At 45.8% G+C, this 22,008-nt stretch carries 20 protein-coding genes; 12 read left to right on the top strand and 8 right to left on the bottom strand.

Going from position 1 to position 22,008, the window contains the following annotated elements; all coding sequences use genetic code 11:
* Window positions 1-6 precede the first annotated feature (6 nt).
* A complete protein-coding gene (locus ACFS25_RS06960) occupies window positions 7-873 on the bottom strand; it encodes a glycerophosphodiester phosphodiesterase family protein (protein ID WP_381497936.1) in 867 nt (288 codons plus the stop codon).
* Between the two features lie 79 nt (window positions 874-952).
* Window positions 953-4,345, bottom strand: a complete 3,393-nt coding sequence (locus tag ACFS25_RS06955; protein WP_381497934.1) for a TonB-dependent receptor — start codon at window positions 4,343-4,345, stop codon at window positions 953-955.
* A gap of 323 nt (window positions 4,346-4,668) precedes the next feature.
* Here ACFS25_RS06955 and selD point away from each other — a divergent pair, with 323 nt between their 5' ends.
* The 7 genes from selD (at window position 4,669) to ACFS25_RS06920 (ending at window position 10,362) form a co-directional block, all read left to right on the top strand.
* On the top strand, window positions 4,669-5,721 hold the full coding sequence (gene selD, locus ACFS25_RS06950) for a selenide, water dikinase SelD (RefSeq protein ID WP_381497932.1): 1,053 nt from the start codon (window positions 4,669-4,671) through the stop codon (window positions 5,719-5,721).
* A 76-nt stretch (window positions 5,722-5,797) separates the two neighbouring features.
* Window positions 5,798-6,583, top strand: a complete 786-nt coding sequence (locus tag ACFS25_RS06945; RefSeq protein ID WP_381497930.1) for an alpha/beta fold hydrolase — start codon at window positions 5,798-5,800, stop codon at window positions 6,581-6,583.
* A gap of 149 nt (window positions 6,584-6,732) precedes the next feature.
* The gene (locus ACFS25_RS06940; RefSeq protein WP_381497929.1) at window positions 6,733-7,434 is read left to right on the top strand and encodes an SAM-dependent methyltransferase; all 702 of its coding nucleotides are present in this window, start codon (window positions 6,733-6,735) and stop codon (window positions 7,432-7,434) included.
* A gap of 49 nt (window positions 7,435-7,483) precedes the next feature.
* The gene (locus ACFS25_RS06935; RefSeq protein ID WP_381497927.1) at window positions 7,484-8,122 is read left to right on the top strand and encodes an MBL fold metallo-hydrolase; all 639 of its coding nucleotides are present in this window, start codon (window positions 7,484-7,486) and stop codon (window positions 8,120-8,122) included.
* A gap of 102 nt (window positions 8,123-8,224) precedes the next feature.
* Window positions 8,225-8,923 (top strand): CDP-diacylglycerol--serine O-phosphatidyltransferase, encoded by a 699-nt coding sequence (gene pssA, locus ACFS25_RS06930; RefSeq protein ID WP_381497926.1) that lies wholly within the window; start codon window positions 8,225-8,227, stop codon window positions 8,921-8,923.
* A 78-nt stretch (window positions 8,924-9,001) separates the two neighbouring features.
* Complete coding sequence (gene purS, locus ACFS25_RS06925; RefSeq protein WP_381497925.1) at window positions 9,002-9,253, top strand: phosphoribosylformylglycinamidine synthase subunit PurS; 252 nt, start codon at window positions 9,002-9,004, stop codon at window positions 9,251-9,253.
* Between the two features lie 101 nt (window positions 9,254-9,354).
* Window positions 9,355-10,362, top strand: coding sequence for a 3-oxoacyl-ACP synthase III family protein (locus ACFS25_RS06920; RefSeq protein WP_381497924.1), 1,008 nt, complete (start codon window positions 9,355-9,357; stop codon window positions 10,360-10,362).
* Between the two features lie 38 nt (window positions 10,363-10,400).
* Here ACFS25_RS06920 and ACFS25_RS06915 read toward each other — a convergent pair whose 3' ends face one another.
* Window positions 10,401-10,772 (bottom strand): CoA-binding protein, encoded by a 372-nt coding sequence (locus ACFS25_RS06915; RefSeq protein ID WP_381497923.1) that lies wholly within the window; start codon window positions 10,770-10,772, stop codon window positions 10,401-10,403.
* A gap of 395 nt (window positions 10,773-11,167) precedes the next feature.
* On the opposite strand from ACFS25_RS06915, the gene ACFS25_RS06910 reads away from it, so the two are divergent.
* Window positions 11,168-11,761, top strand: coding sequence for an NUMOD4 domain-containing protein (locus tag ACFS25_RS06910; RefSeq protein ID WP_381497922.1), 594 nt, complete (start codon window positions 11,168-11,170; stop codon window positions 11,759-11,761).
* A 46-nt stretch (window positions 11,762-11,807) separates the two neighbouring features.
* On the opposite strand, the gene ACFS25_RS06905 is transcribed toward ACFS25_RS06910, so the two are convergent.
* The gene (locus ACFS25_RS06905) at window positions 11,808-15,659 is read right to left on the bottom strand and encodes a sensor histidine kinase (RefSeq protein WP_381497921.1); all 3,852 of its coding nucleotides are present in this window, start codon (window positions 15,657-15,659) and stop codon (window positions 11,808-11,810) included.
* 133 nt (window positions 15,660-15,792) lie between these two features.
* Window positions 15,793-16,071: a HesB/IscA family protein gene (locus ACFS25_RS06900; RefSeq protein WP_381497920.1), complete on the bottom strand. Its 279-nt coding sequence runs from the start codon at window positions 16,069-16,071 to the stop codon at window positions 15,793-15,795.
* 105 nt (window positions 16,072-16,176) lie between these two features.
* Here ACFS25_RS06900 and ACFS25_RS06895 point away from each other — a divergent pair, with 105 nt between their 5' ends.
* Window positions 16,177-16,701: a DUF7935 family protein gene (locus ACFS25_RS06895; RefSeq protein WP_381497919.1), complete on the top strand. Its 525-nt coding sequence runs from the start codon at window positions 16,177-16,179 to the stop codon at window positions 16,699-16,701.
* 106 nt (window positions 16,702-16,807) lie between these two features.
* Here ACFS25_RS06895 and ACFS25_RS06890 read toward each other — a convergent pair whose 3' ends face one another.
* From ACFS25_RS06890 to ACFS25_RS06880, 3 genes are all read right to left on the bottom strand, one after another.
* On the bottom strand, window positions 16,808-17,650 hold the full coding sequence (locus ACFS25_RS06890) for a hydroxymethylglutaryl-CoA lyase (protein WP_381497918.1): 843 nt from the start codon (window positions 17,648-17,650) through the stop codon (window positions 16,808-16,810).
* Window positions 17,647-17,997 (bottom strand): transmembrane 220 family protein, encoded by a 351-nt coding sequence (locus ACFS25_RS06885; protein WP_381497917.1) that lies wholly within the window; start codon window positions 17,995-17,997, stop codon window positions 17,647-17,649. The genes ACFS25_RS06890 and ACFS25_RS06885 overlap by 4 nt, the downstream gene beginning before the upstream one ends.
* A 65-nt stretch (window positions 17,998-18,062) precedes the next feature.
* Complete coding sequence (locus ACFS25_RS06880; protein ID WP_381497916.1) at window positions 18,063-18,782, bottom strand: tetratricopeptide repeat protein; 720 nt, start codon at window positions 18,780-18,782, stop codon at window positions 18,063-18,065.
* A gap of 272 nt (window positions 18,783-19,054) precedes the next feature.
* Between ACFS25_RS06880 and galK the strand changes: the two genes are divergently transcribed.
* From galK to ACFS25_RS06865, 3 genes are all read left to right on the top strand, one after another.
* A complete protein-coding gene (gene galK, locus ACFS25_RS06875; RefSeq protein ID WP_381497915.1) occupies window positions 19,055-20,236 on the top strand; it encodes a galactokinase in 1,182 nt (393 codons plus the stop codon).
* 89 nt (window positions 20,237-20,325) lie between these two features.
* Window positions 20,326-20,994, top strand: coding sequence for a fructose-6-phosphate aldolase (fsa, locus tag ACFS25_RS06870; RefSeq protein ID WP_381497914.1), 669 nt, complete (start codon window positions 20,326-20,328; stop codon window positions 20,992-20,994).
* Window positions 20,995-21,078: 84 nt separating this feature from the next.
* The gene (locus ACFS25_RS06865) at window positions 21,079-21,759 is read left to right on the top strand and encodes a cell division ATP-binding protein FtsE (protein ID WP_381497913.1); all 681 of its coding nucleotides are present in this window, start codon (window positions 21,079-21,081) and stop codon (window positions 21,757-21,759) included.
* The last annotated feature ends 249 nt before the right edge of the window (window positions 21,760-22,008 follow it).

The following is a 22,008-nucleotide window of genomic DNA, read 5'->3' as shown; positions in this document are numbered from 1 at the left end:
GATAAGTTAAAATAAAGCAGATACATCACGTGGGCGATCTGTAGTGATTATATCACCACCCTGCCGGAATAAATCCCGGTAACCAGCACCAACCTCGGCCATTGGTTTTTCATCTAATTGACCAGCCCCATAGGTACCAACAGAAGCAGGGATTCCCAGTTTATGCAGGCGTTCATAAAATGAGACCGGCTGAATTTTCTGCGGAGTCAGCGCGATTAGCCGTCCCGACAGTAGCGGATTATTTTCTAATCTCTCCAGATCAGCCATACCGTTAATCCCAATCGCTAGCCAAAGCGAGGGGTAACGGTCGCGCACTCGTTGCGCTTCTGCCGGCGAATAACAAATGACGAAAACAGAATACACAGCTTGGTGCTTCTCAACTTCCTTCATTACCCGAAGTGGGTCCGTTCCTGGCTTTACATCTAAAGCTAACATATATCGGTTCTTATTCCACGTTAGTATGTCTGTAAAGGTTGGCATCGACTGATCAGTCAAATCACCGGCCAGAGTTTTGAGTCTGATCTTTTTCAATTCAGCCAGAGTTCGTTCTGTTACGGGCCCCTTATCATCAGATTCCCGATCTAACGTTGCATCATGTAGCAGGATGAGGCTGCTATCACGCGTCAAGCGCACGTCCATCTCGATAATAGCATCAGGAAGCGCCTTCGCCGTTTTATCGAAAGTCATTATTGAGTTTTCAGTATCTGTAGACCCTGGCCCACCCCGATGCGCCAAAATAAGCGGTCGTTTGCGGTCCGCTTTGTATTGAAAAAAGGCATCACTTGTCTGACTATCGTGAAACCGGTTCAGCCTCTGTGCCATCCCCTCATTTGATAGAAGAGACATCAGTAAAAAGAAGAATGTTGTTTTCATAGCGTAAATCTAGTTCAACAAAAATCCCCCGTCACATTGACTGTGGCGGGGGATTTACGGTTATTCAATCAACAAGTAGTTAGAAAGAGTAACGAACGCCAAGCTGCGCCTGCCAAACGTTATCAATCGTTACGCTCTTAACAAATGAATCTTTCAAGAGAATCGTGCTGCCATTTAAGGACTGCGTAGCAAGCCGATACGTTGGCAAACCCGTAGTAGCATTAATGCTGGCAATGGCCAATGGGTTAGCAGTCGTTGGAATCCAGCCCACACCCCATTTGTTGTTAAGAAGATTACCAACATTAAGAATATCGGCCCGGAACTGAATCGAGTGTCTCGTGTCTTTGGAACCTACTTTGATATAAAACTCCTGAATGGCCGAGAAATCAAAACGGCTTAACCATGGAGCAAATCCACCATTCCGTTCGGCATATTGACCACGACGAGTTTTCAAATAGTCGTTGCCGTTAATATAAGCATCAAAAGCAGCCTGTTGTTGTTCAGGCGAATACGTTACCGCTGCGGCTCCAGTACCTACTGTGAGAGCGGCAAATGTCAGTTCAGATGCCGTCTTAGGAACGTAAAGTAGATCATTCGTCTGACCATCGCCGTTCAGATCACTACCATAAATGTATGACTGTTTGTAACCGCTGGTTGACGTACCACCAAGCGTAAACGTTGTAGAACCACCAAATTTGCCACCGTAATTGATGCGATAATTGATGTAACCAATAATCCGATGACGCAAGTCATTATCGCCATACGACAGAGTCAAATAATTTTGACCAGCAACAGTTGGAGTATTACCAACTACTGTACTACCTACTGACATTAAATCCCGGGCCCGGCCATAGGTATAGGCTACCATACCACCAAAACCTCTATTGGATGGTTTCTCAAGTTTAGCTGTAAAGGTATATGCATTACCCTCGGTTGTATTTTTCAGGACAAATGCGTTTGTGTTATATGGGTAATTAATATATCGAGCTGTGTTGATAGCAGCAGTACCTGTTACGCCTAAAGCAGGAAAACGGCTTCGTGTGTCAGGACCTGATAGTTGGCTGGTTGCTCCTTTCAGGTTGGCATCAATATAACGGAGACCTTGAAGTGTCTTATTATAGATTACCTCCAATGTTCCGATTAAGCCCCAGGGTAAGCGCTGGTCGATAGCAATGTTCGTTTTCCAAACGATAGGGTATTTCAAGTTAGGATCGGTTGCATTAACCGCATATCCAGTTAAACTTGAAACATCAGTATTGGTTGGGTTAGGCCGTACAGCGGCTGGAAGCAAGCTTGGATCAGTTACAAACGGATAGGCTGTCGTATTCTGGAAGTTAAGGACGCCCGTATTTACACCATTGTTACCCAATTGGTTAGAAACCAGTACTTCTGGAATACGCGATACGAACAAACCGCTACCACCCCGAATTTGAGTTTTTCTATCACCTTTTACATCCCAGTTAAAACCAACACGGGGAGAAATCAGCAGACGAGCTTTTGGGAAAGCACCGGTATTAAGCTTATAATCAGCTCCATTTTCGTCTTTATATACAAGACTAGATACTCTCGGGTTAGTAAAAGCAGCGGCAGTCGAATTATCATAAGCGAAAATATCGGCCCGAATACCAGCCGTCAGTTTGAAGGTCGGATTAATCTGAAATTCGTCTTGCACATAAGCACTATATGTGGTTCTGTGCAACGTCTGTAATGGTTCAGCACCACCTGGTACCAACGAGTAACGCAAGTTATAACGGGCCAATGAAACTGGCGAAGTAGTAGCAGTCGGGTTATTTATAGACGCAAGGGCCGCTGTTTTGAAGTCGGCAATTGAGTTGTACACATATACACCGTTCGATGCTGGAAAAAATACGTTATTTGACGTATATTTTTCATACGATAATCCAAATGTAAGCGTGTGCTTACCAGCAAAGTAACTGAAGTTGTCCGTAACATTCAGTGTTGAATAATTCAGTTTGTTGTTCGGCGTGAACGGATCGAAACCAATAGATGTATAAGTAGTGCCATCCTTCAGAATATCAATTGTTGGAAAGACACCAGTCAGATACGTACGATCTTCAATCTGCTTGTTATAGGTAGCAACCAGTTTGTTAGCAAATTTTCCACCAAACGTAGAGTTTAATTCAGCAGCAATAGACCGGGTGTTATCGGCGATTTGATAGCCTGTATTTTGAGGGGAAAGAGCCAAATTACCGGCATAACCCGAAGAGGCATAACCGGTACGGTTACCATTACCAGCCGTGTTGCTACTATTACTGTTGCTAATTGCCTGATCTGACTTAGAATCGTGGTGAGAATAACGCACAGACAATTTGTTATTGTCGTTAATGTTCCAATCTAAACGAATCAAACCCTTTGTACTTTTCACCTGATTGTTGAAGTTATCAATGGCTCCAAGATCACGATTGAAGTTCGTTTTCATGAACGAACTCAAGTCTTCCAGATCAGCCGCTGTTACACGAGATACGTTACCAGCGGTTCCGGTTCCACGATCGGCAACAAAATCCAGTGCAGGTACGCTGCTCTTAAATTGCTCTACGTTGACAAAGAAGAATAATTTGTTTTTAATAATTGGACCACCTAGGCGAAAGCCGGATGTCTTTTTATCAATAGTCACGGGTGCCAGATCTCTACCGTCAGCTTTTTTCCCAGCTAAACTGCTGTTTTGGAAAAGATAATAAGCAGAGCCCGAAAAATCGTTCGTTCCTGAACGCGTTACAGCATTGATGCCTGCTCCCGAAAAACCGGTCTGACGAACGTCATAAGGCGCTACGTTAACCTGAATTTCATCAAGAGCGTCTAATGAAACGGCCGTTGTACCTGTCCGACCACCCGCTTGAGCAGATGATCCTAAACCAAAACCATTATTAAAAACGGCACCGTCAATGGTAATGTTATTAAAGCGACTGTCCTGACCACCAAACGACTGCCCATTACCATAAGCGTTATACTTAGTAATATCGGCAATCGTACGACCAATGGTTGGAATTGTATTGATCGTTGCACGACCATACGAAGTAGCAGCACCAGTTCGGTTAGAACTAATAATTCCACCTTGGTTACCCGAGACGACTACTTCCGATAACACATTGCTGTTGTCAGCCATCTTAAAGCTTACATCGGCAGAGGTACCCAGGTTTGTAAAGACTTCGCCTACCACCTGATCCTTAAAACCAACAAACGTGGCCGTTACTGTAAAGGGTCCACCAACACGAACACCCGGAAGCGTATAGCGACCAGATGCGTTAGACGTTGTACCGTAACGGCTACCTGATGGCGTGTGAACAGCTACAACCGTAGCACCCGGTAAAACCGCACCCTTATCGTCGGTTACAAGACCATCAATAACTGCAGTTGTTACCTGCGCCATGGCTGTGCTGCCACCGAGCACGGCCAATAGAATACTGCCGACCAGCATAAAAGCCATTCGAAATTGCAGTAGTTTTTTATACATAGAAGTGTTTGTTTGGTTATATTACTGAGACGTAATCCTATCAGATGTGTTCTCAATTAAAGACAAATATGCTCTATTTTTTTGAGCTGTAAAGTAGATCTTCTTAATAAAGTACCAATATATAGAAGTCTATAGACGAAATTCTACAAATAAGTCTATTTCAAACTGGATACGTTCTATAATGGCCTATTACCATATTGTTAAGTCCACATTACCACTTAAATAGCTTTGGATACTTAAAGAACCATTCGGCCAATGGAGATGTACCTATAGGGACGATTACGTGCTTCCGTCCATCATTTCTATCTTAGTTTTGTCTCGTTATGACGCCAATAGAAACGCCTGTCTTTAAACTCACTCAATACAGCCACGGAGCAGGCTGCGGCTGTAAAATTTCGCCTAAGATTCTGGATCGGATTCTGCATAGTAATCAGACTTCGGTTCAGCCGTACTACGCAAATTTGCTCGTCGGTAATGACTCTCGTGATGATGCTGCCGTGCTCGATCTCGGCAATGGTGAGGCAATCATCAGTACCACCGATTTTTTTATGCCCATTGTAGACGACGCTTTTGATTTTGGGCGTATCGCATCGGCCAATGCCATCAGCGATATCTACGCAATGGGGGGCGAACCGATTATGGCTATTGCTATTTTGGGCTGGCCGTTGGACAAAATACCGCCCGAAGTAGCCAGCCAAGTACTTGAAGGGTCCCGAGCTATTTGCCGGGAAGCGGGAATCCCTCTCGCCGGAGGGCATAGCATCGACTCGCCCGAACCCATTTTTGGGCTGGCCGTTACGGGGAGAGTCCGGCTTGAGTACCTCAAACAAAACAACACGGCCACCGCCGGATGCCGATTATATCTGACTAAACCGCTCGGCGTAGGCATCTTAACAACAGCCCAGAAAAAAGGTATCCTAAAGCCTGAACACGCGGATATTGCTCCAGCGCAAATGGCAAAACTCAACAGTTTCGGGGCCGTTCTGGGGAAATTACCGTATGTGAAAGCCTTGACCGACGTCACGGGCTTCGGATTGCTGGGTCACCTCACCGAAATGGCCGAAGGATCTGGTCTAAGTGCACTACTTACGTTTGACGCTGTTCCTACATTGCCGGTGATTGAGGAATATCTGGCACAAAAAAGTTTCCCGGGAGGTACCGTCCGTAACTGGGAAAGTTACGGTTACAAAATCAGCGAGTTAACGGAGATACAGAAATATATTTTGGCTGATCCACAGACATCAGGCGGCTTGTTGATTGCTGTTGAACCGGGAAGCACGGCTGAATTTGAGCGCGTAGCCCACGAAAATGGTTTCGATCTGCAAGCCTTCGGCGAGTTGGTTGAGCAACGGGAAAAAGTAATTTATGTAAATTAAAAGGTGAGATGCAGAAGGTTGTGCGAAGAACGCGAAGCATTTTGGCGACCTTTGCACAACTTCTGCGTTTACGTTTATGAAATTATTCTTCCGCCAGACTGGCGAGACTGGACCGGCAATTGTCATTTTGCATGGCATTTTTGGTTCATCCGATAACTGGTTAACGATTAGTAAAACTATTGCCGCACGAGGTTACCGTGTGTTTGCCCTCGACCAGCGAAATCATGGCCAATCCCCTCGTGCCGATGAGCAGGATTACCAAAGTATGGCGGCTGACCTGCGCGAGTTTTTGATTGATCAGGGTCTCGAAAACCCTATTCTGGTTGGTCATTCGATGGGCGGCAAAACCGTAATGCAGTATGTAATGACCTACCGTAACGACGGACCGCCCCCCAGGTTTTCGAAACTTGTTGTGGTAGACATTGCGCCCAAATTCTATCCCATTCACCACGCTGACCTTATACGCGGGTTAAAAGCGATTGACCTCTTGGGCATCAAAGGACGCAATGAGGCCGATGCCATTTTACAACAGTATGAGCCCTCGCTGCCCGTACGACAGTTTCTGCTTAAGAACCTATACCGAACGGAACAGGGTGTGTTCGATTGGCGAATAAACCTACCCATTATTGAACGCGAACTACATACCGTTGGCGAAGAGTTGACCAATCCCCACATTGTAACCGATCCAACGTTGTTTATACGGGGTAGTGAGTCGCCCTATATTCTGGATGAAGATATTCCAGGCATCAAACGTATTTTCCCGAACGCTCAAATCGAAATTATTCAGGGCGCAGGCCACTGGGTGCAAGCCGAAAAACCAGTGGAATTCGTTGAGGTATTGATGAAGTTTATTCAAGGTTAACTTTGTCATGTCGCAACGGCGACGCGATAACGGAGCTAGACCGCCAGAGTGGAAGCACACTTCGGATACGTAAATTCTATTTTCAATTACAGCACTGCCCGGCGAAAGTCCTTTCTTCCGCACCGGCGTATAGGCTAACATGACAAAAAATGCCAACTCTATACCTCATTCCTACTCCACTCGCCGACGATACGGCTGAATTAGTGCTTCTGCCTTATGTTCGGGACATTATCGAAAAAACGGATGCTTATTTTATCGAAAATGTCCGCACAGCTCGTCGGCTTATCAGTAGCCTGAAAACAAGCCGTGTTATTGACGAAACCACGTTTTTCGACCTTGACAAAGACACTCCGCCAGCCGACACGCGTCGTCAGATTCAGGAGTTAACTGAACGCAAACGCAATGCGGCTGTAATGTCTGAAGCGGGTTGCCCCGGTGTTGCCGACCCTGGTGCTGTAGTGGTTGGCATGGCCCATACACTCGGCTGGCGCGTGGAGCCACTGGTTGGCCCATCGTCTATTTTGCTGGCGCTTATGGCATCGGGTATGAGCGGGCAATCGTTTGTCTTTCACGGCTACTTACCCATCGAGCGGCAGGAACGGGCCCGGGCCTTGCGCTTTCTCGAACAGGAAGCTCAGCAGCGACAGCAAACCCAGATTTTCATGGAAACGCCGTACCGTAATGATGCGCTTTTTGCCGATGCGCTAGCTAATTGCCAGAGCAATACCCGCCTGTGCGTAGCCTGTAATTTAACGGCGCCCGATGCCTTCGTTCGCACACTGACTATCCGAGAATGGAAAACACAAGTGCCCGATTTGCGTAAAAAACCAACGGTGTTTTTACTTTTGTGACAAATCAGTAGTTAGTGACTAGAAGAAACTAACCACTAACGACTCTTTTATGATTCAAACCTTCGAGTTTTCTCCATTTCAGGAAAACACCTACGTCATTGCCGACGATGCAACTGGCGAGGCTGTTATCATTGACCCAGGCTGTTATCAACAGGCCGAAAAAGAAGCATTAGGAAAATTCATTGACAGCAATAAGCTTAAGGTCAAGTATTTGCTTTTAACGCACTCCCATCTCGATCATGTGTTTGGTGTTGCTTATGTGAAGCGAAAAATTAACGTTAAAGCTTATCTACATGAATCGGATATGGTTATCTATAATGATGTACCAACTCGTTGCGCTCTTTATGGATTGCGAGGGTATGAACACTCTTCCATTGATGAATTTCTAAAAGAAGGCGATCAGTTCCGGTTTGGCAACACTGTTTTAGATGTCATCTTTGTACCGGGACATGCACCGGGGCATGTAGCCTTTGTGAACCACGCTGAACGCTACGTGATTGGCGGAGATGTGCTTTTTCGGGGGAGCGTAGGCCGCACAGATTTCCCATATTGCAATCATGCCGATCTCATTAATAGCATCCAAACACAGTTTTTTACATTACCCGACGATTATACTGTTTATCCCGGCCACATGGAACCAACAACCATCGGTCAGGAAAAACGAACGAATCCATTTGTGAAGATGTAAAAACGGACCAGTCGCTGGTGCGATTCCGGTCTGTTTGGCTAACACGCCAACTTTCTTAGTAATGCCGATGGCCAAACGGATGATACGTCCGTTCATACTTATATGAATCTACTCAAACACCTTCCCAACGCTATGACCTGCGGCAATTTGCTGTGTGGCTGTATTGGCATGGTGATGGCCCTGCGCGGTCATCTGGAAATAGCCTCCTGGTTAATTGGTGTGGCAGCTGTTCTTGATTTCGGCGATGGCTTTGTAGCCCGACTGGTCAACATTTCGGGTCCATTCGGCAAAGAACTGGACTCACTGGCCGACGTTGTGACGTTTGGGGTACTTCCTGCTACAATTGTCTTTCAGCTTTGCTGGTTTCAGGAATTAGGTTCGATTTCGTACGGGGCATTTTTAATTGCGGTTCTATCGGCCTTGAGGCTGGCAAATTTCAACATAGATACGCGTCAATCTGAGTCATTCATTGGCTTGCCCGTTCCGGCCAACGCTATGCTTATCGGGGCTTTTCCCCTTATGGAACGCTATCAGCCACAGTACGACGCGATTTGGAAGAACGACATAGCTCTGGGTATGATGATTGCGTTTTCGTTTATGCTCGTGTCTGAATTGCCGCTCTTTGCCCTAAAATTCAAATCTTTCGGCTGGACCGAAAACCGGATTAAATTCAGTTTTCTGATAGCTTCCGTGTTGCTCTTGCTATTTTTGCACTACGCAGCCATTCCATTGATTATTTTACTTTACATTCTTGTTTCACTTTTTACCAAGGAGCAAAATCGGGTCGCCGGTGCGAAATAAAACCGGGTCGTCGGTACAGAGCGAACAGTAAATCAACTCGCTTGTCTTTCGCCCTCACACTCTTTCACTTTTTAAGTAATGAAATACATCGCCGAAATCAACATCATGACCCGCTCGGAAATTCTGGACCCGCAGGGTAAAGCCGTTAAGCTGGGACTTCATAATCTCCAGATGGACAGTATCGATAACGTCCGTATTGGCAAGCACATTCGCCTTGAAGTAGAGGCTGAAACCGAAGATCAGGCCCGCGTAACAGTGGATTCTGCCTGTCGCCAACTGCTGGCCAATCTAATTATGGAAGAGTATTCATTCGAGGTGCACGCGGCCTGACTACGACCGGCGTCTTTATCCGACATTGATAGCACAATCGATTTGGAGAGGAACACTCACCACAAAAGTGCTATTTTTGAGGACTATTTTACCATCAACGAATGAATACGGTTTACTCGAGTATTAAAGGGTTAGGTTTTTATGTGCCGGATAATATCGTCACAAATGATGATCTAACCCAGTATATGGACACGTCCGACGCCTGGATTCAGGAGCGAACGGGTATTAAGCAACGGCGCTATTTTACGTATGGCAAAGATACCAACGCTAGTATGGCTACGGCAGCTTCGCGGATGGCCCTCGACCGCGCTGGGCTGGAGCCATCCGATGTTGACCTCATCGTTTATGCTACCATTACGCCGGATTATTATTTCCCCGGTTCGGCTTTTCTAATGCAGCGTGAGTTAGGCTTAGACGGGATTGGCGTTATCGATATCCGTAACCAATGTTCCGGCTTTGTTTATGCGATCTCAATTGCCGACCAGTTTATAAAGACCGGGATGTACAAAACCATTTTGGTGGTTGGTTCGGAGATACAGTCGTCATTACTCAACAAAAGCAACGAAGGCCGGAGCGTTGCCGTTATTTTTGGCGACGGCGCGGGAGCGGCTGTCCTACAGGCCACCACCGACCCTGAACACCGGGTGCTATCTACACACCTCCACGCAGACGGTCGTTATGCGGAAGAGTTGTACATCCGTGACCCAGGCAGCAGCCGTAAAGGGCATTGGGTTGCCGATGCGAATGCCGAAGAAAGCAGTTATAACGTAACCATGAACGGAAACGCGGTATTTAAACACGCTGTCGTGCGATTCATGGAGGTTATCAATGAAAGCTTAACTGCTAACGGTTACCAGCCCGACGATCTTACGCTATTGGTGCCGCACCAGGCTAATATCCGCATTTCGAGTTATGTGCAACAACAGATGAATCTGCCCGACGAAAAGGTGTTCAACAATATTCAACAGTATGGCAACACCACAGCGGCTTCTATTCCAATTGCCCTCACTGAAGCGTATGAACAAGGACGTATAAAACCGGGCGATCTGGTTTGTCTGGCTGCCTTCGGTAGCGGTTTCACCTGGGCATCAGCTTTAATCAAGTGGTAACAGTTGTAGAGCCGCACTGTATGGCGGCTCTACAACTGTTAATATGTTCCTACAGATAACATTACCAACGTACACCCTTCGATTGGCTCAATGCCTTCAGCCTGTAGCTGGCGCTCGAATTCTGGATTTTCGGCACCGGGATTAAAAATGACCCGGCGTGGCTTCAAGCTTTTGATATAGTCGTATAAAGGTGGCTGATTCTGCGGTCCAACGTACATAGTCACCGTGTCTATATCGGCCAAAGCAGGATGTCCCGTATGGATCAAGTGACCCTCAATTTGCCCTTCTTTCAAGCCAATCAGTTCAATATCGTGCCCATGACGGAGTAGGCTATACGCTGCCAAATTAGCGTAACGACCTGACTTTTCAGTCGCTCCAACAATTACGGTCCTTTTTACGTTTGTATTCATTATATTGATAAATATAACTACTAATTAAATCTGCACTTCGTTATAACCTTAACCAATACGGACCATAAGCGGTTTCAGATTGCATGACCGTTGTCCTAAAAATGTCTTTTCAACTCTGTTGTGATAATAGTTACATCAGTATAGTGTGATACAAGAGTACATTGATTTTTGGAAAAAATTCTCTTGAAAGTTAATGTACTATAAAAAATAGATAACCATTTTTGCTTATTCTTGTTAAGATTCCATTAATACGAATGTAAAAGAAGAAAGATGCAGGATTATTGATACTCAATCTGTTGTGCCTTACGTTTCATTTCTTTTGACTTAATATACCGTATTTTTATTAAGTAAATAATATTTATTAGAAGTAGCTACGCACAAAATTTGCTTCGTTCATGAACGTCAAAGAAAGCCAAAGTTTCTGGAATGAGAAGTGGGTACAAATCTTGTTTGAGGGTGTTGAAAATCCACCTCACTACGAGGTTTCGAATTACGGCCGGTTACGTAGTTTTCAGTCTGCGTCAGCAACACGTTCTGGTATTAGTGTCAGCCAGCCTACCAGCAAATTCATAAAAGGCTCAATTATTCAGGGATACCGATCGCTAAATATTCGTTCGGGAGGTAAAACGTTGAACCGCTATGTGCATAAATTAGTAGCTGAGCAGTTCGTTAAACGCGATCAACCTGATCAAACTTTCGTCATTCACCTTGATTACGACAAGCAGGGTAACTATTTTCAAAATTTGCGGTGGGCGACGAAAGATGAGATGATTGAGCATAATCGAAATAACCCCAGTCTTAAAAATCGCCAGTTGCCTCGACAAACCCGTAACTATAAACTTACCGAAACCAAAGTCAGAATCATTAAAAAACTGCTACTCAATGACAAAAATCGACTAAAAATGATTGCGAAGCAGTTTGGTATCACTCATACGCAGCTTAATCGTATCCGGTCGGGTGAGAATTGGAAACATGTTACTCTTGACTAAGCCTCTCTTCTTAAGTTTATTGCCGGAGGAATACCCCTGTCCTCCATTAATAATTAACCGACTCACCCACCAACGGCCCCGGAACGCCTGCTAACGGGAGCGATACAAAAAACGACGAGCCGACGTCTTCCGTTGTCTCAAACCAGATAGTGCCTCCGGCGTGTTCAACGCCCCGCTTGGCAATGGCCAGCCCTAGTCCTGAGCCGCCCCGCTTTGTGCTGAAATTCGGCAGGAAAACTTTACTTCTGATCGCTTCAGGTATGCCTGCTCCATTGTCATGAATTTCGATTTGCACATTGTCGGCATTGGTGTAGAGCTTTATGTCAATTACGGGTTTTCGACCCGGCGGCACCGACTGAATCGCATTGATGAGCAAGTTGGTCAGAATCCGGCCAATAAGTTGCCGGTCGCCGATAGCCATAACAGGTCCTTCTGTTATTTGACGGTGAAGCGAAATACGTTTATCATCGGCATATAGATCGACCGTTTTGTTAAACACGCCCGTTACCTCAAAAACTTCCTTTTTGGGCAATGGCATCTTCGCGAACTCAGAAAAAGACGTAGCAATGTCGCTGAGGTTATCAATCTGGTCTAAAAGTGAATCGAATGTCCGTAAAATAATCCGGCGAGCGGGGTCATTTGCGCCCGCCGATGATTCGCTCGTATTAGGAAACGTTCGCTGTAGGTGTTGCAGCGTCAGTTTCATCGGTGTAAGTGGATTCTTAATTTCGTGTGCTACCTGCTTGGCCATTTCTCGCCAGGCCGATTGCTTTTCAGTCTGTGCCAGCGCCTGTTTGCTCTCTTCTAATTTGACCAGCATTCGATTATATTCCCGAATAAGCAGGCCAATTTCGTCGTCAGATTGCCAGGGCAACGGGTCGTTGGGAAGTTCGAGATTTGTTTTCCTGATCTTTTGTGTCAGTAACCGCAGCGGTTTTGTCAACACATGCGATGCGAAGTAAGATAAAATCAGGAAAAATAGAAACAGGGCGGTAAAGATGCTCAGTGCCGATGCGATTACCTCAATAATTTGCCGGTCAAGTTCAGGGCGGGCATAAAAATAGGGAATGCTCAACACACCCAGCAGTCGCCCATCGTATGATTTAATGCCAGCGTAGGCCGTTCGATATTGCTTGCTACCCAACGATTCGTTTAGCAATCGTTCATTCTCTTTGTCCTCAATGATGTGAATGAACGCTTCTGGATTAATGTATTTGGAGAGATAGCCACTTTCATAAATCAACGGGCGCGTTGACGTATAGAGCCGCCCCTGGGTGTCAAATAAATTGATGTCTATATCTGCGTCACGGGCAATTTTGCTTAGCTCTTCCTCCATAGAGGCTTTACTTCGCTTTTGGGCGTGTAAGTGTTCATCTAAATAGGTTAGAAAATTAGCGGCAATATTGCGCGTATTACTGATGTACGTGCTTTCCTGATTTGTGATGTAATTTGAACTGATAACATTCACAATAATAACAATCACAAATAGCAGGGGCAGAAAAAAAGCAACATTCAGCAGAATCTGAATCCGGGTCGAATAGTTAATGCTAAACTGTGAGAACCCGTAATTAATAGCGTATCCAAGAATTACAACGATTACTGTCAGGACCAACAACAGATACAGAAACGAGAAATTGGAAAATATATTCCCAAACGGGTACTCTGCCGACGATACCACAACGATTCGGCCATCTTGTCCACGCTTGGCAATGTGCTGGTAGCCATTGGTTGATAGACCATTAGCAAACAGAGCTGGGTTATCCAACAACAGGAGGTCGAGTTTTCGGTCGTAATTGTAGCTGCCTGTGCTGTAAAGCAGCTGATGTTTTTGCGGCTGACCTACTGAATGCTTATCGGCATGCGGGCCACTAAAGAAAGCATAACTGTAGGCCTGTGTATCAGAATTCTGAGTAAACTTAGTGTCGACCAGCAATTCAGGATATACACTTTTAGGTCGTTCATTACGTAGCCGAAGATCGAGCACCACATAGCCTACTGCGTCGTTAGAAAAACTTACTTGGGGTCGGGCAGAAGGCGACAAAGACCCTGACTGTGGGATAGAGACGAAGCATAAATACTGTTTTACAAACTGATTACCGACTTCGTTAATAAAATAAACGCCGGGATATTCGGTTTGGTAATTAGCCTGCTTGTAACGGCTCGTTAAGGCGGCTAACGAAACAGCATTTGGGCTATTATCGAGGGGATGTCCGTTGGCCCGGAACGAAAATACCTCAATGTCATACTTGTCGAAATATTTGTCTAAATGCAGGCTTTTAACCCGTTGCTGAATACGCTCTCGCACCAGTAGCGTATCGGTTTGTAATACCCGGCCAATGTCGGCATCGCTACGGATAGACTCCTGCGCCTTACTCATCAAAAATTCACCAAACTCATCGTTTTCGGCCAGTAGCTGAGTGGCAAACTCCTGCTCATGAATCAATTGTTTCTTAATTTCCTGGTTATAAACCACATAGGAGGTCATAACGGCACAAACAAAAGCGGCTAAGAACAGATAGATTGATGTTTTGTACCGAAATGCGTAGAGCGTTTTCGTGAATTGACTTACATAAATGAGCAGGAAGTAAATTCCATTGAGCAGAAATACACTCTCCAACGGCCAGTCCATTACAAACCAAAGCCCACAACTGATGAGTGAGCCAGCTATAATCAACAACACGCCTATGCCAATGTGCTTGATCCGATTGTAGCGTAAGAACAAACTCGCCAGCATGTGCGTGACTAAAAAGTAGATGAAAGAAACGGTAATAAAAACGACCAGACAGATAATTTTCAGAAACGAGAAACGGATATTAAGGGTGATGTCAAGGGTAAATTGAGATTTTTCGTAAATATTATTGAGTTCGATATAGCACAGCGTAAACACGCCGTAGCTAACGATTACACAGCCTACCGAAATAAGCATTTTCAGCCAGTTGGGCAGGTGTAAAAGAAAGGCATATGTATGCGACCGGTAGTAATGCCTGACCCAGTAAAAGGCTAGTATGGTAACAACAAGTGCATTTAGCAACAAATCGCCCAGCGACGGTACCAATACCGAAGACGCATAAAATTTGGGATTGAACAAGTCTAGCTCAACGAACAGAAACGGTACGCCAAAATAGAGCATCACCATCCGTAATAAGAGCAGGTAAGCCGCCAGCCAGACAAACCCGACTTCGTACTTTCGTTTTCGTTTCAACCGAACCATCAGTTGAAGAATATACAGACCCAGAAAAATCACACCCAGTGTTGCCAGGATAACGGTATTAACGGGCGTAGAATGATTGCGATAAGCGTCTACTTTCGGTGGTACCACCGAAAACAAAAAGGCCGATTTGTTATCATAAATAGCCTGAAATGCATTTAGCCGCTGATCCGAAACCGATACGGGGTCGAGCGCGAATAAATTAGGGCTATAGCCGGATTGCAAGTACGCATTACTGCTGTGGTAATACTGGTAAACATTTATGAGTGAGAACACATCCAGTTCATCGGCCCAATCAGCGATCCGCTTGTGGCTGACAATGTAACGTTCTTTGTCAAAATCAACCAGTTTAGGCGTTGTTACAGGGGTAAGTCGGGCAAAGTCCGGTATAAATCGATGATCGGACCAGTAAACTAATTTCTTATTACGAAACACGAAATAAGGATATTTCGTGGGTATACTCAGGTCAGCAAATGTGGGGGTTGATTTGCGTTTGAGCAAGGCTGTTACACTGTCCAGTTCAACGGCACTAACCTGTAGTTCCTCTTTTACGCGCTGCTGCACAGAACTTAAATATTGCTCATCGGTAGCCCCAGGCGCATTTTGCTCCAACAGTAAGAAGCACACGACCGACAAGGCCACGGCCAATACGGCTAACAATAAAAAAATATGTTCTTCAAAGCGCTTCACAAACAGGAGGTATTGTCTTTAGCGAAAACAGTCCTAAAATCATGCCAGAATTCATAGAATACTTATTTGTAGACAGTTATCCATGAATAGACTTCCCAAGCCTCCTTATCGTACCCGGCTAACTAATTATTATTCAACCTTTTTCGACCGTAAACCCACCTGGCTCATACCCAATTTCGGCGCCTAATACATAGAGCAAATGCTTACGATCAATAATGACCAGCACCCCTTCAACGTTATACACTTCGTCGGTAGGTCCCGGCAGATCGAAGCCCAACAGCCACGATGAGCCGCAACCTCCACCCTTAACGCCAACACGTAAACCATATTCGCCGGGAATTTTATTGGCCTGCAACGTTTCCAGAATCTGTTGACGTGCTTCGGGCCGAACTATAACAGGATTATCAAGCATGTCAATTAGCAGTAAACGGGAGCCCGTTATCAATAAATCTTTTAGCAATTGTTAGCAGGTTACCGTAAAATTACCGTTTTCCAGTTAAACAACGTTTTCCTTTTTATGGACCTATTGAGCGATTTCCTGAAGTTGATCGTACCAGCTAGCTTAGTATTATATGGGATGTACCTGACCGTCAAACTATTATTGGAGCGTGAAGCCGACCGTCATAAATTCGACGTTAAAAACCGCTATACTGATACCGTTGTACCGATACGCTTGCAAGCCTACGAGCGAATGGTCTTATTTCTAGAACGTATTAGTCCCAATAACTTATTGTTGCGGCTGAGCGGCAGTTCAACAACGGTACTGGAATTTCAGCAACGGCTCCTGCAGGAGATTCGGGATGAATACACTCATAACCTGTCGCAGCAAGTATATATGAGTCAGGCTACCTGGGATCAGATTCAGGCTGCGATGAACGACGTGATGACCCTTGTCAATCAGGCATCGGGCGATACACGCCCCGACGCACCTGCCCTCGAACTTTCCAAACGAATTTTCGAGCGGATTATCCAGAAAGACAAGCAGCCTACCTATGACGCACTCAAAGCTGTTAAAGAAGAAATTCAGGTGATGTTTATGTAGAGCGTACTGTGATCGGAAGGCCGCACAGCCGAAACCTAAACGTTTAATCACCTACACACCTTCGACTACACGGGTTTCCACCGCAACGGCGGACCGTCCGCATTACTTAGAATACTCCTGCTGACAACGTTAGGGCTTTTTGAAGCGCTTCCTGATCAATCGGCAGCGTAATTCCTTCATTGGTTATCGTTTGAATAATTTCTTCTGTAGGTAGGTTGCCCGTAAGGTCATCAGACGCCATCGGGCACCCGCCGAAGCCCCGTAATGCACCGTCTATTCGTTGGACACCCGCCCGTAATGCAGCCCGAACTTTAGCCGGGCCGTCACCCGGTCGGGCGTGTAGGTGCGCCCCAAATTCAACCTGTGGAAATTTACTAATCAGGTACTGAAAGAGAGATTCAATAGCCTCGGGTGTCGATGAACCGACAGTGTCAGATGGAGCAATAATACGGATTCCCATTTGAACTATTTTTTCGGTGAACTCGCCAACAAGGTCGGGACTATAGGCGTCGCCGTAAGGATTCCCAAAACTCATCGACAAGTAAACGACTACTTCTTTTCCTTCCTGAACACATAGACTCTGAATGTCAGTTACGTCAGCAAAAGCCTGTGCAATGGATTTATTGGTATTGCGTTGCTGAAACGTTTCCGAAACAGACAATGGGAAGCCAACGTATTGAATTTGTGAGTGCATGACGGCCTCCTCAGCCCCACGACGGTTTGCGACAATGGCTAGCAGTTTTGTTTTCGTGGTCGATAAATCAAGTCCGGCAAGTACATCGGCTGTATCACGCATTTGCGGAATGGCTTTGGGCGACACAAAACTACCAAAGTCGAGCGTATCGAAACCTACCTGCAACAAGGCATTCAGATAGCGAATTTTGAGGTCTGTCGGCACAAAATGGGCTAGCCCCTGCATCGCATCACGAGGACACTCAATGAGTTTCATCGGCGTATGGATTGACGCGTAAGTACGGCCAACAGAGACATTACAACAGCACAAATCGCTAATCCACCTGCTTCGCGAGCCAGTTCTATATTCATACTCCGCATGCCTACTTCGCTAAACAGGAATCCTTCAAATACCGGCGGCCATTGATATACAGCGGCAACGACATACATAACGGCCATTACGACAAAAAACCACCAGCGTCCTACGCCCGCGTAAGCCATAAAACAGGCTATGGCAGCCAGAGCGTAAATGGGAATCCAAACCTGAGGATCGGGGTCATTATATTGCAAGGCGGCAAATAAAACAAACAGCAGGCCAAAGATGATAGAGAACGTCTTTCTCATGTTGAGTATAATAAAGCAGATGTATTAATAAGAATGGTTGGTAAAGAAATTACTGAACCAAAACACTACTGGCAATATTCAGCCAAAGCATTTGCCGCATCGACATAGCCAAGCGTTTGGGCTTGTTTTAAACTCAAACAGCCGCTTTCACGTTCATTTTTTATTAGTTGAGCAATGCCCAATCCATAAAAAGCTTTCCCAAACTTAGGATCAAACCGGACCGCTTGTTGAAAATCGGTAATAGCCCCGGCAAGATCTTTCTGCTGAAACCGTAGATTTCCCCGGTTATACAACGCCTGCGAATTAGTTGCATTCAGCGAAATAGCCTGCGAAAAATCGGTAAGGGCGGGCTGAATCTGCCCCTGCGTCGCAAATAGCTGACCCCGATTCAAAAAAAGTTCGGCGCTAATACTGCGGCTGGTGTCGGGCACCAATCGGATAGCGTCCGAGTAGTCTTTTAAGGCTCCAGCCTGGTCGTTTTGCGCAACTTTTAATAAGCCTCGGTTGTAATAAGACCGGTAAAATTCAGGCTTTAGTTTAATAGCCTGGTCGTAGTCGAGGGTAGCGTTTGCATATTCCTTCAATTCAAAATAGGCTACACCCCGGGAATTAAACGCTTCGGCATTCTTATCATTTGCTTCAATAGCTTGGTTCAACACCTGTATTGCCTCTCTAAATTTACCTTCTTTTAAATAAATCCGACCCTGCTCAACGTATTTATCCGACGAACTACACGCACTGATACTGAATACGATACCTAAAATTAGCCCTAATGAACGCTTCATACTTACTTAATTTGGGTATAAAGGTACGGGTGAAATTTGGTCGTTTGGCTAACAATTACGTAACTTTACATCGGCAAATCGGTGCTACCAGCTCCTGCTGAATCCCCCAGGTCTTGACCGAAGCAAGGGTAGGTGGTCGTAGCGGTGAGACATTGGTTTGCCATTTTTTGTTTCTATCCAGCCAGATTTCGTTTAGCAGGATAGTTGATAGTTACGTTGTTTAGCGGGTTATGCGTTTAGCTGTATCAGACCGCTAAATTCCCCAAGCTAACATGAACTTACTTAGTCAGCTTACCAGTTCGTTCCAAAAGGCATTTGAAGCCAATCCAGCCGCATTGCCCCGGCAGACTGGCAGCCCGATTCTGATTTGCTCTCCTGGCCGTGTCAACCTCATTGGCGAACATACCGATTATAACGAAGGTTTTGTGCTCCCGGCGGCTATTGACAAAGCCATCTATTTAGTTGTAGGGCCACGCTCAGACAATGAACTTCATTTCATAGCACACGATCTCAACAAAACCTATCAAGGCTCGTTGACCGACCTGATACCTACGCATACGTGGGCCGATTACCTATTGGGCGTTGTATCACAGTTTCAGTTGGCGGGCCATAAAGTAGGTGGCTTCAACTGCGTTTTTGGCGGCACAATTCCAATGGGTTCGGGTTTGTCCTCGTCGGCGGCTCTTGAAAATGGTGTTGGTTTCGCCCTGAACGAACTGTTCAGTTTAGGAATCGAGCGGGTGGCTATGGTGAAATTATCGCAACGGGCCGAAAATGAGTTCGTTGGCGCTAAAGTGGGCATCATGGATATGTTTGCCAGCATGATGGGCAAAGCCGACCATGTTATAAAACTCGATTGCCGGTCGCTCGACTACACGTATGCTCCCTTACGCATGGATGGCATCAGTATTGTTCTCTGCGACTCTCGGGTGAAACACTCTCTAGTCACATCGGAGTACAATACGCGCCGGGCCCAATGCGAGTCAGGAGTTCGATTTCTGCAAACATTTTACCCCGAAATCAAGAGCCTGCGCGATGTAACAATGCCCATGTTGGACCAGCATCTACGCGATACAGAACCCTTAATTTATCGTCGATGTGCCTATGTTGTCCAGGAAAATCAACGATTGCTGGACGGTGTGTCTGCGCTCGAAGTAGACGATATTATCACGTTCGGCCAGTTGATGTATGGCTCACATGAGGGCTTAAGTCACTGGTATGAAGTGAGTTGCCCGGAACTAGATATTTTAGTGGAAATTGCCCGCCAACAACCAGGCGTACTGGGTGCCCGTATGATGGGTGGTGGATTTGGCGGCTGTACCATCAATTTAGTGCGGGAAGAAGCCCTCGGCGATTTTGAGAATCTGATTACCAAACAATATAAAGCCCGAACGGGGAAAGATACGTACCTTCACATCTGCAAAATCCAGGATGGGACACACCTAATTAGTTAGTCAGTCAAGCGGGCGATTAAAGCCTGCAACTGGCCAATAGTAGTTTGCTGTTTACCTGTCCGACTATTTAACTGTTTAACTATTTAACCATGAAGTTTTTCATTGACACGGCCAATCTGGACGACATTCGCGAAGCCCAGGATATGGGAATTCTCGACGGTGTAACCACCAATCCTTCGCTGATGGCGAAAGAAGGTATTACGGGGAAAGACAACGTAATGCGCCACTACAAGCAAATTTGCGAAATCGTGCAAGGCGATGTTAGCGCAGAAGTTATCTCTATCAAATACGAGGAGATGATTAAGGAAGGCGAAGAACTGGCTGATATCGACGAGAATATTGTTGTAAAGGTGCCGATGAGTGGCGACAGCATCAAGGCAATTAAATATTTCTCTGAAAAAGGTATCCGTACCAACTGTACGCTGATTTTCTCGGCGGGTCAGGCATTACTAGCTGCTAAAGCGGGGGCTACGTATGTATCGCCGTTTGTGGGCCGGTTAGACGACATTGCAACTGACGGTATGGCTCTTGTTGAGCAAATTGTAACGATTTTCACGAACTACGGCTATACAACCGAAGTTCTGGCGGCTTCTGTGCGTCACCCAATGCACGTAATTCAATGCGCTGAAATTGGCGCTGACGTTATGACGGCGCCATTAAGCGTTATGAAGATGCTGCTTAGCCACCCACTTACTGATAGTGGCTTAGCTAAATTCCTCGCTGACCACGAGAAAGCATCTTTACCTGTGAAAAAGTAACTTTTGAATTACGAGGTATGGTCGCGTAGGCGGTCCCGGTATGGTGACGCTCGTGCAACCGTACCTCGTAAAGCTTAATTCCATATGTTTTCCGCAGAACCCGTTCTTACACTCGAACGTGCCGACATTTACCAAGAGAAAAAGTTGGTATTGGGCGACGTATCATTCCAAATTAACAAGGGTGAGTTTGCCTATCTTATTGGCCGGACGGGCAGTGGTAAAACGTCATTGCTCAAGACGTTATACGCTGACCTCTGGCTTCAGAACGGGAAAGGGTTCGTAGCGGGCTACTCACTCGATGCCTTGAAACCCCGTGATGTTCCCCAACTACGTCGAAAAATCGGAATTGTCTTCCAAGATTTTCAATTGTTCTCCGACCGCTCAGTTGAAGAAAACCTGAAGTTTGTACTCAAGGCAACCGGCTGGAATAACAAGACGGAGATGAACAATCGCATTGCGGATGTACTGATGCAGGTTGGTTTAGGAACGGCTCAGAAAAAAATGCCCCATCAGCTTTCGGGGGGTGAACAACAGCGAGTAGTGGTTGCCCGCGCCATGTTGAACGAACCGCAAATCCTTATTGCCGATGAGCCTACCGGCAACCTTGACCCATCGGTAGCAGATCAGATAATGAAAGTATTTCAGGCGATCAACAACGCCGGAACTGCCGTACTCATGGCAACGCATAACTATGATTTGCTACACAAATATCCTGCCCGTGTACTCCGCTGTCAGGATGGACAGGTGATCGAATTAAAAGGATAAGAACTCCTCCCTCCTACTTCGTTTTCGCATAAACGTGCGCTTTCTGGCTATTGATGCACCCAGTCAATTGGCTGTAAACAACCATTAGTAGTTGGATATGGTCCCTCAGGTATATCCCTGATTTATAGTGGGGTACGTATAAAGAACTCCCTTTCCGGTCATTTAGGGAACATACCCATACTTTATGTTGCTTTACCCGCTCTAACGCGTCGGTGCGTTTAGTTTCAAGACCAAATCACTGTAATTAGG

It is taken from the genome of Spirosoma flavum (assembly GCF_042686045.1).
Classification (GTDB): domain Bacteria; phylum Bacteroidota; class Bacteroidia; order Cytophagales; family Spirosomataceae; genus Spirosoma; species Spirosoma flavum.
The sequence above is the reverse complement of the archived record's forward strand: the minus strand, read 5'-3'. Positions and strand labels throughout refer to the sequence as shown.

Coding starts and splice junctions, on each gene's coding strand:
- ACFS25_RS06960 (WP_381497936.1), bottom strand. CDS start 873: ATGAAAACAACATTCTTCTTTTTACTGATGTCTCTTCTATCAAATGAG.
- ACFS25_RS06955 (WP_381497934.1), bottom strand. CDS start 4,345: ATGTATAAAAAACTACTGCAATTTCGAATGGCTTTTATGCTGGTCGGC.
- selD (WP_381497932.1), top strand. CDS start 4,669: ATGACGCCAATAGAAACGCCTGTCTTTAAACTCACTCAATACAGCCAC.
- ACFS25_RS06945 (WP_381497930.1), top strand. CDS start 5,798: ATGAAATTATTCTTCCGCCAGACTGGCGAGACTGGACCGGCAATTGTC.
- ACFS25_RS06940 (WP_381497929.1), top strand. CDS start 6,733: ATGCCAACTCTATACCTCATTCCTACTCCACTCGCCGACGATACGGCT.
- ACFS25_RS06935 (WP_381497927.1), top strand. CDS start 7,484: ATGATTCAAACCTTCGAGTTTTCTCCATTTCAGGAAAACACCTACGTC.
- pssA (WP_381497926.1), top strand. CDS start 8,225: ATGAATCTACTCAAACACCTTCCCAACGCTATGACCTGCGGCAATTTG.
- purS (WP_381497925.1), top strand. CDS start 9,002: ATGAAATACATCGCCGAAATCAACATCATGACCCGCTCGGAAATTCTG.
- ACFS25_RS06920 (WP_381497924.1), top strand. CDS start 9,355: ATGAATACGGTTTACTCGAGTATTAAAGGGTTAGGTTTTTATGTGCCG.
- ACFS25_RS06915 (WP_381497923.1), bottom strand. CDS start 10,772: ATGAATACAAACGTAAAAAGGACCGTAATTGTTGGAGCGACTGAAAAG.
- ACFS25_RS06910 (WP_381497922.1), top strand. CDS start 11,168: ATGAACGTCAAAGAAAGCCAAAGTTTCTGGAATGAGAAGTGGGTACAA.
- ACFS25_RS06900 (WP_381497920.1), bottom strand. CDS start 16,071: ATGCTTGATAATCCTGTTATAGTTCGGCCCGAAGCACGTCAACAGATT.
- ACFS25_RS06895 (WP_381497919.1), top strand. CDS start 16,177: ATGGACCTATTGAGCGATTTCCTGAAGTTGATCGTACCAGCTAGCTTA.
- ACFS25_RS06890 (WP_381497918.1), bottom strand. CDS start 17,650: ATGAAACTCATTGAGTGTCCTCGTGATGCGATGCAGGGGCTAGCCCAT.
- ACFS25_RS06885 (WP_381497917.1), bottom strand. CDS start 17,997: ATGAGAAAGACGTTCTCTATCATCTTTGGCCTGCTGTTTGTTTTATTT.
- ACFS25_RS06880 (WP_381497916.1), bottom strand. CDS start 18,782: ATGAAGCGTTCATTAGGGCTAATTTTAGGTATCGTATTCAGTATCAGT.
- galK (WP_381497915.1), top strand. CDS start 19,055: ATGAACTTACTTAGTCAGCTTACCAGTTCGTTCCAAAAGGCATTTGAA.
- fsa (WP_381497914.1), top strand. CDS start 20,326: ATGAAGTTTTTCATTGACACGGCCAATCTGGACGACATTCGCGAAGCC.
- ACFS25_RS06865 (WP_381497913.1), top strand. CDS start 21,079: ATGTTTTCCGCAGAACCCGTTCTTACACTCGAACGTGCCGACATTTAC.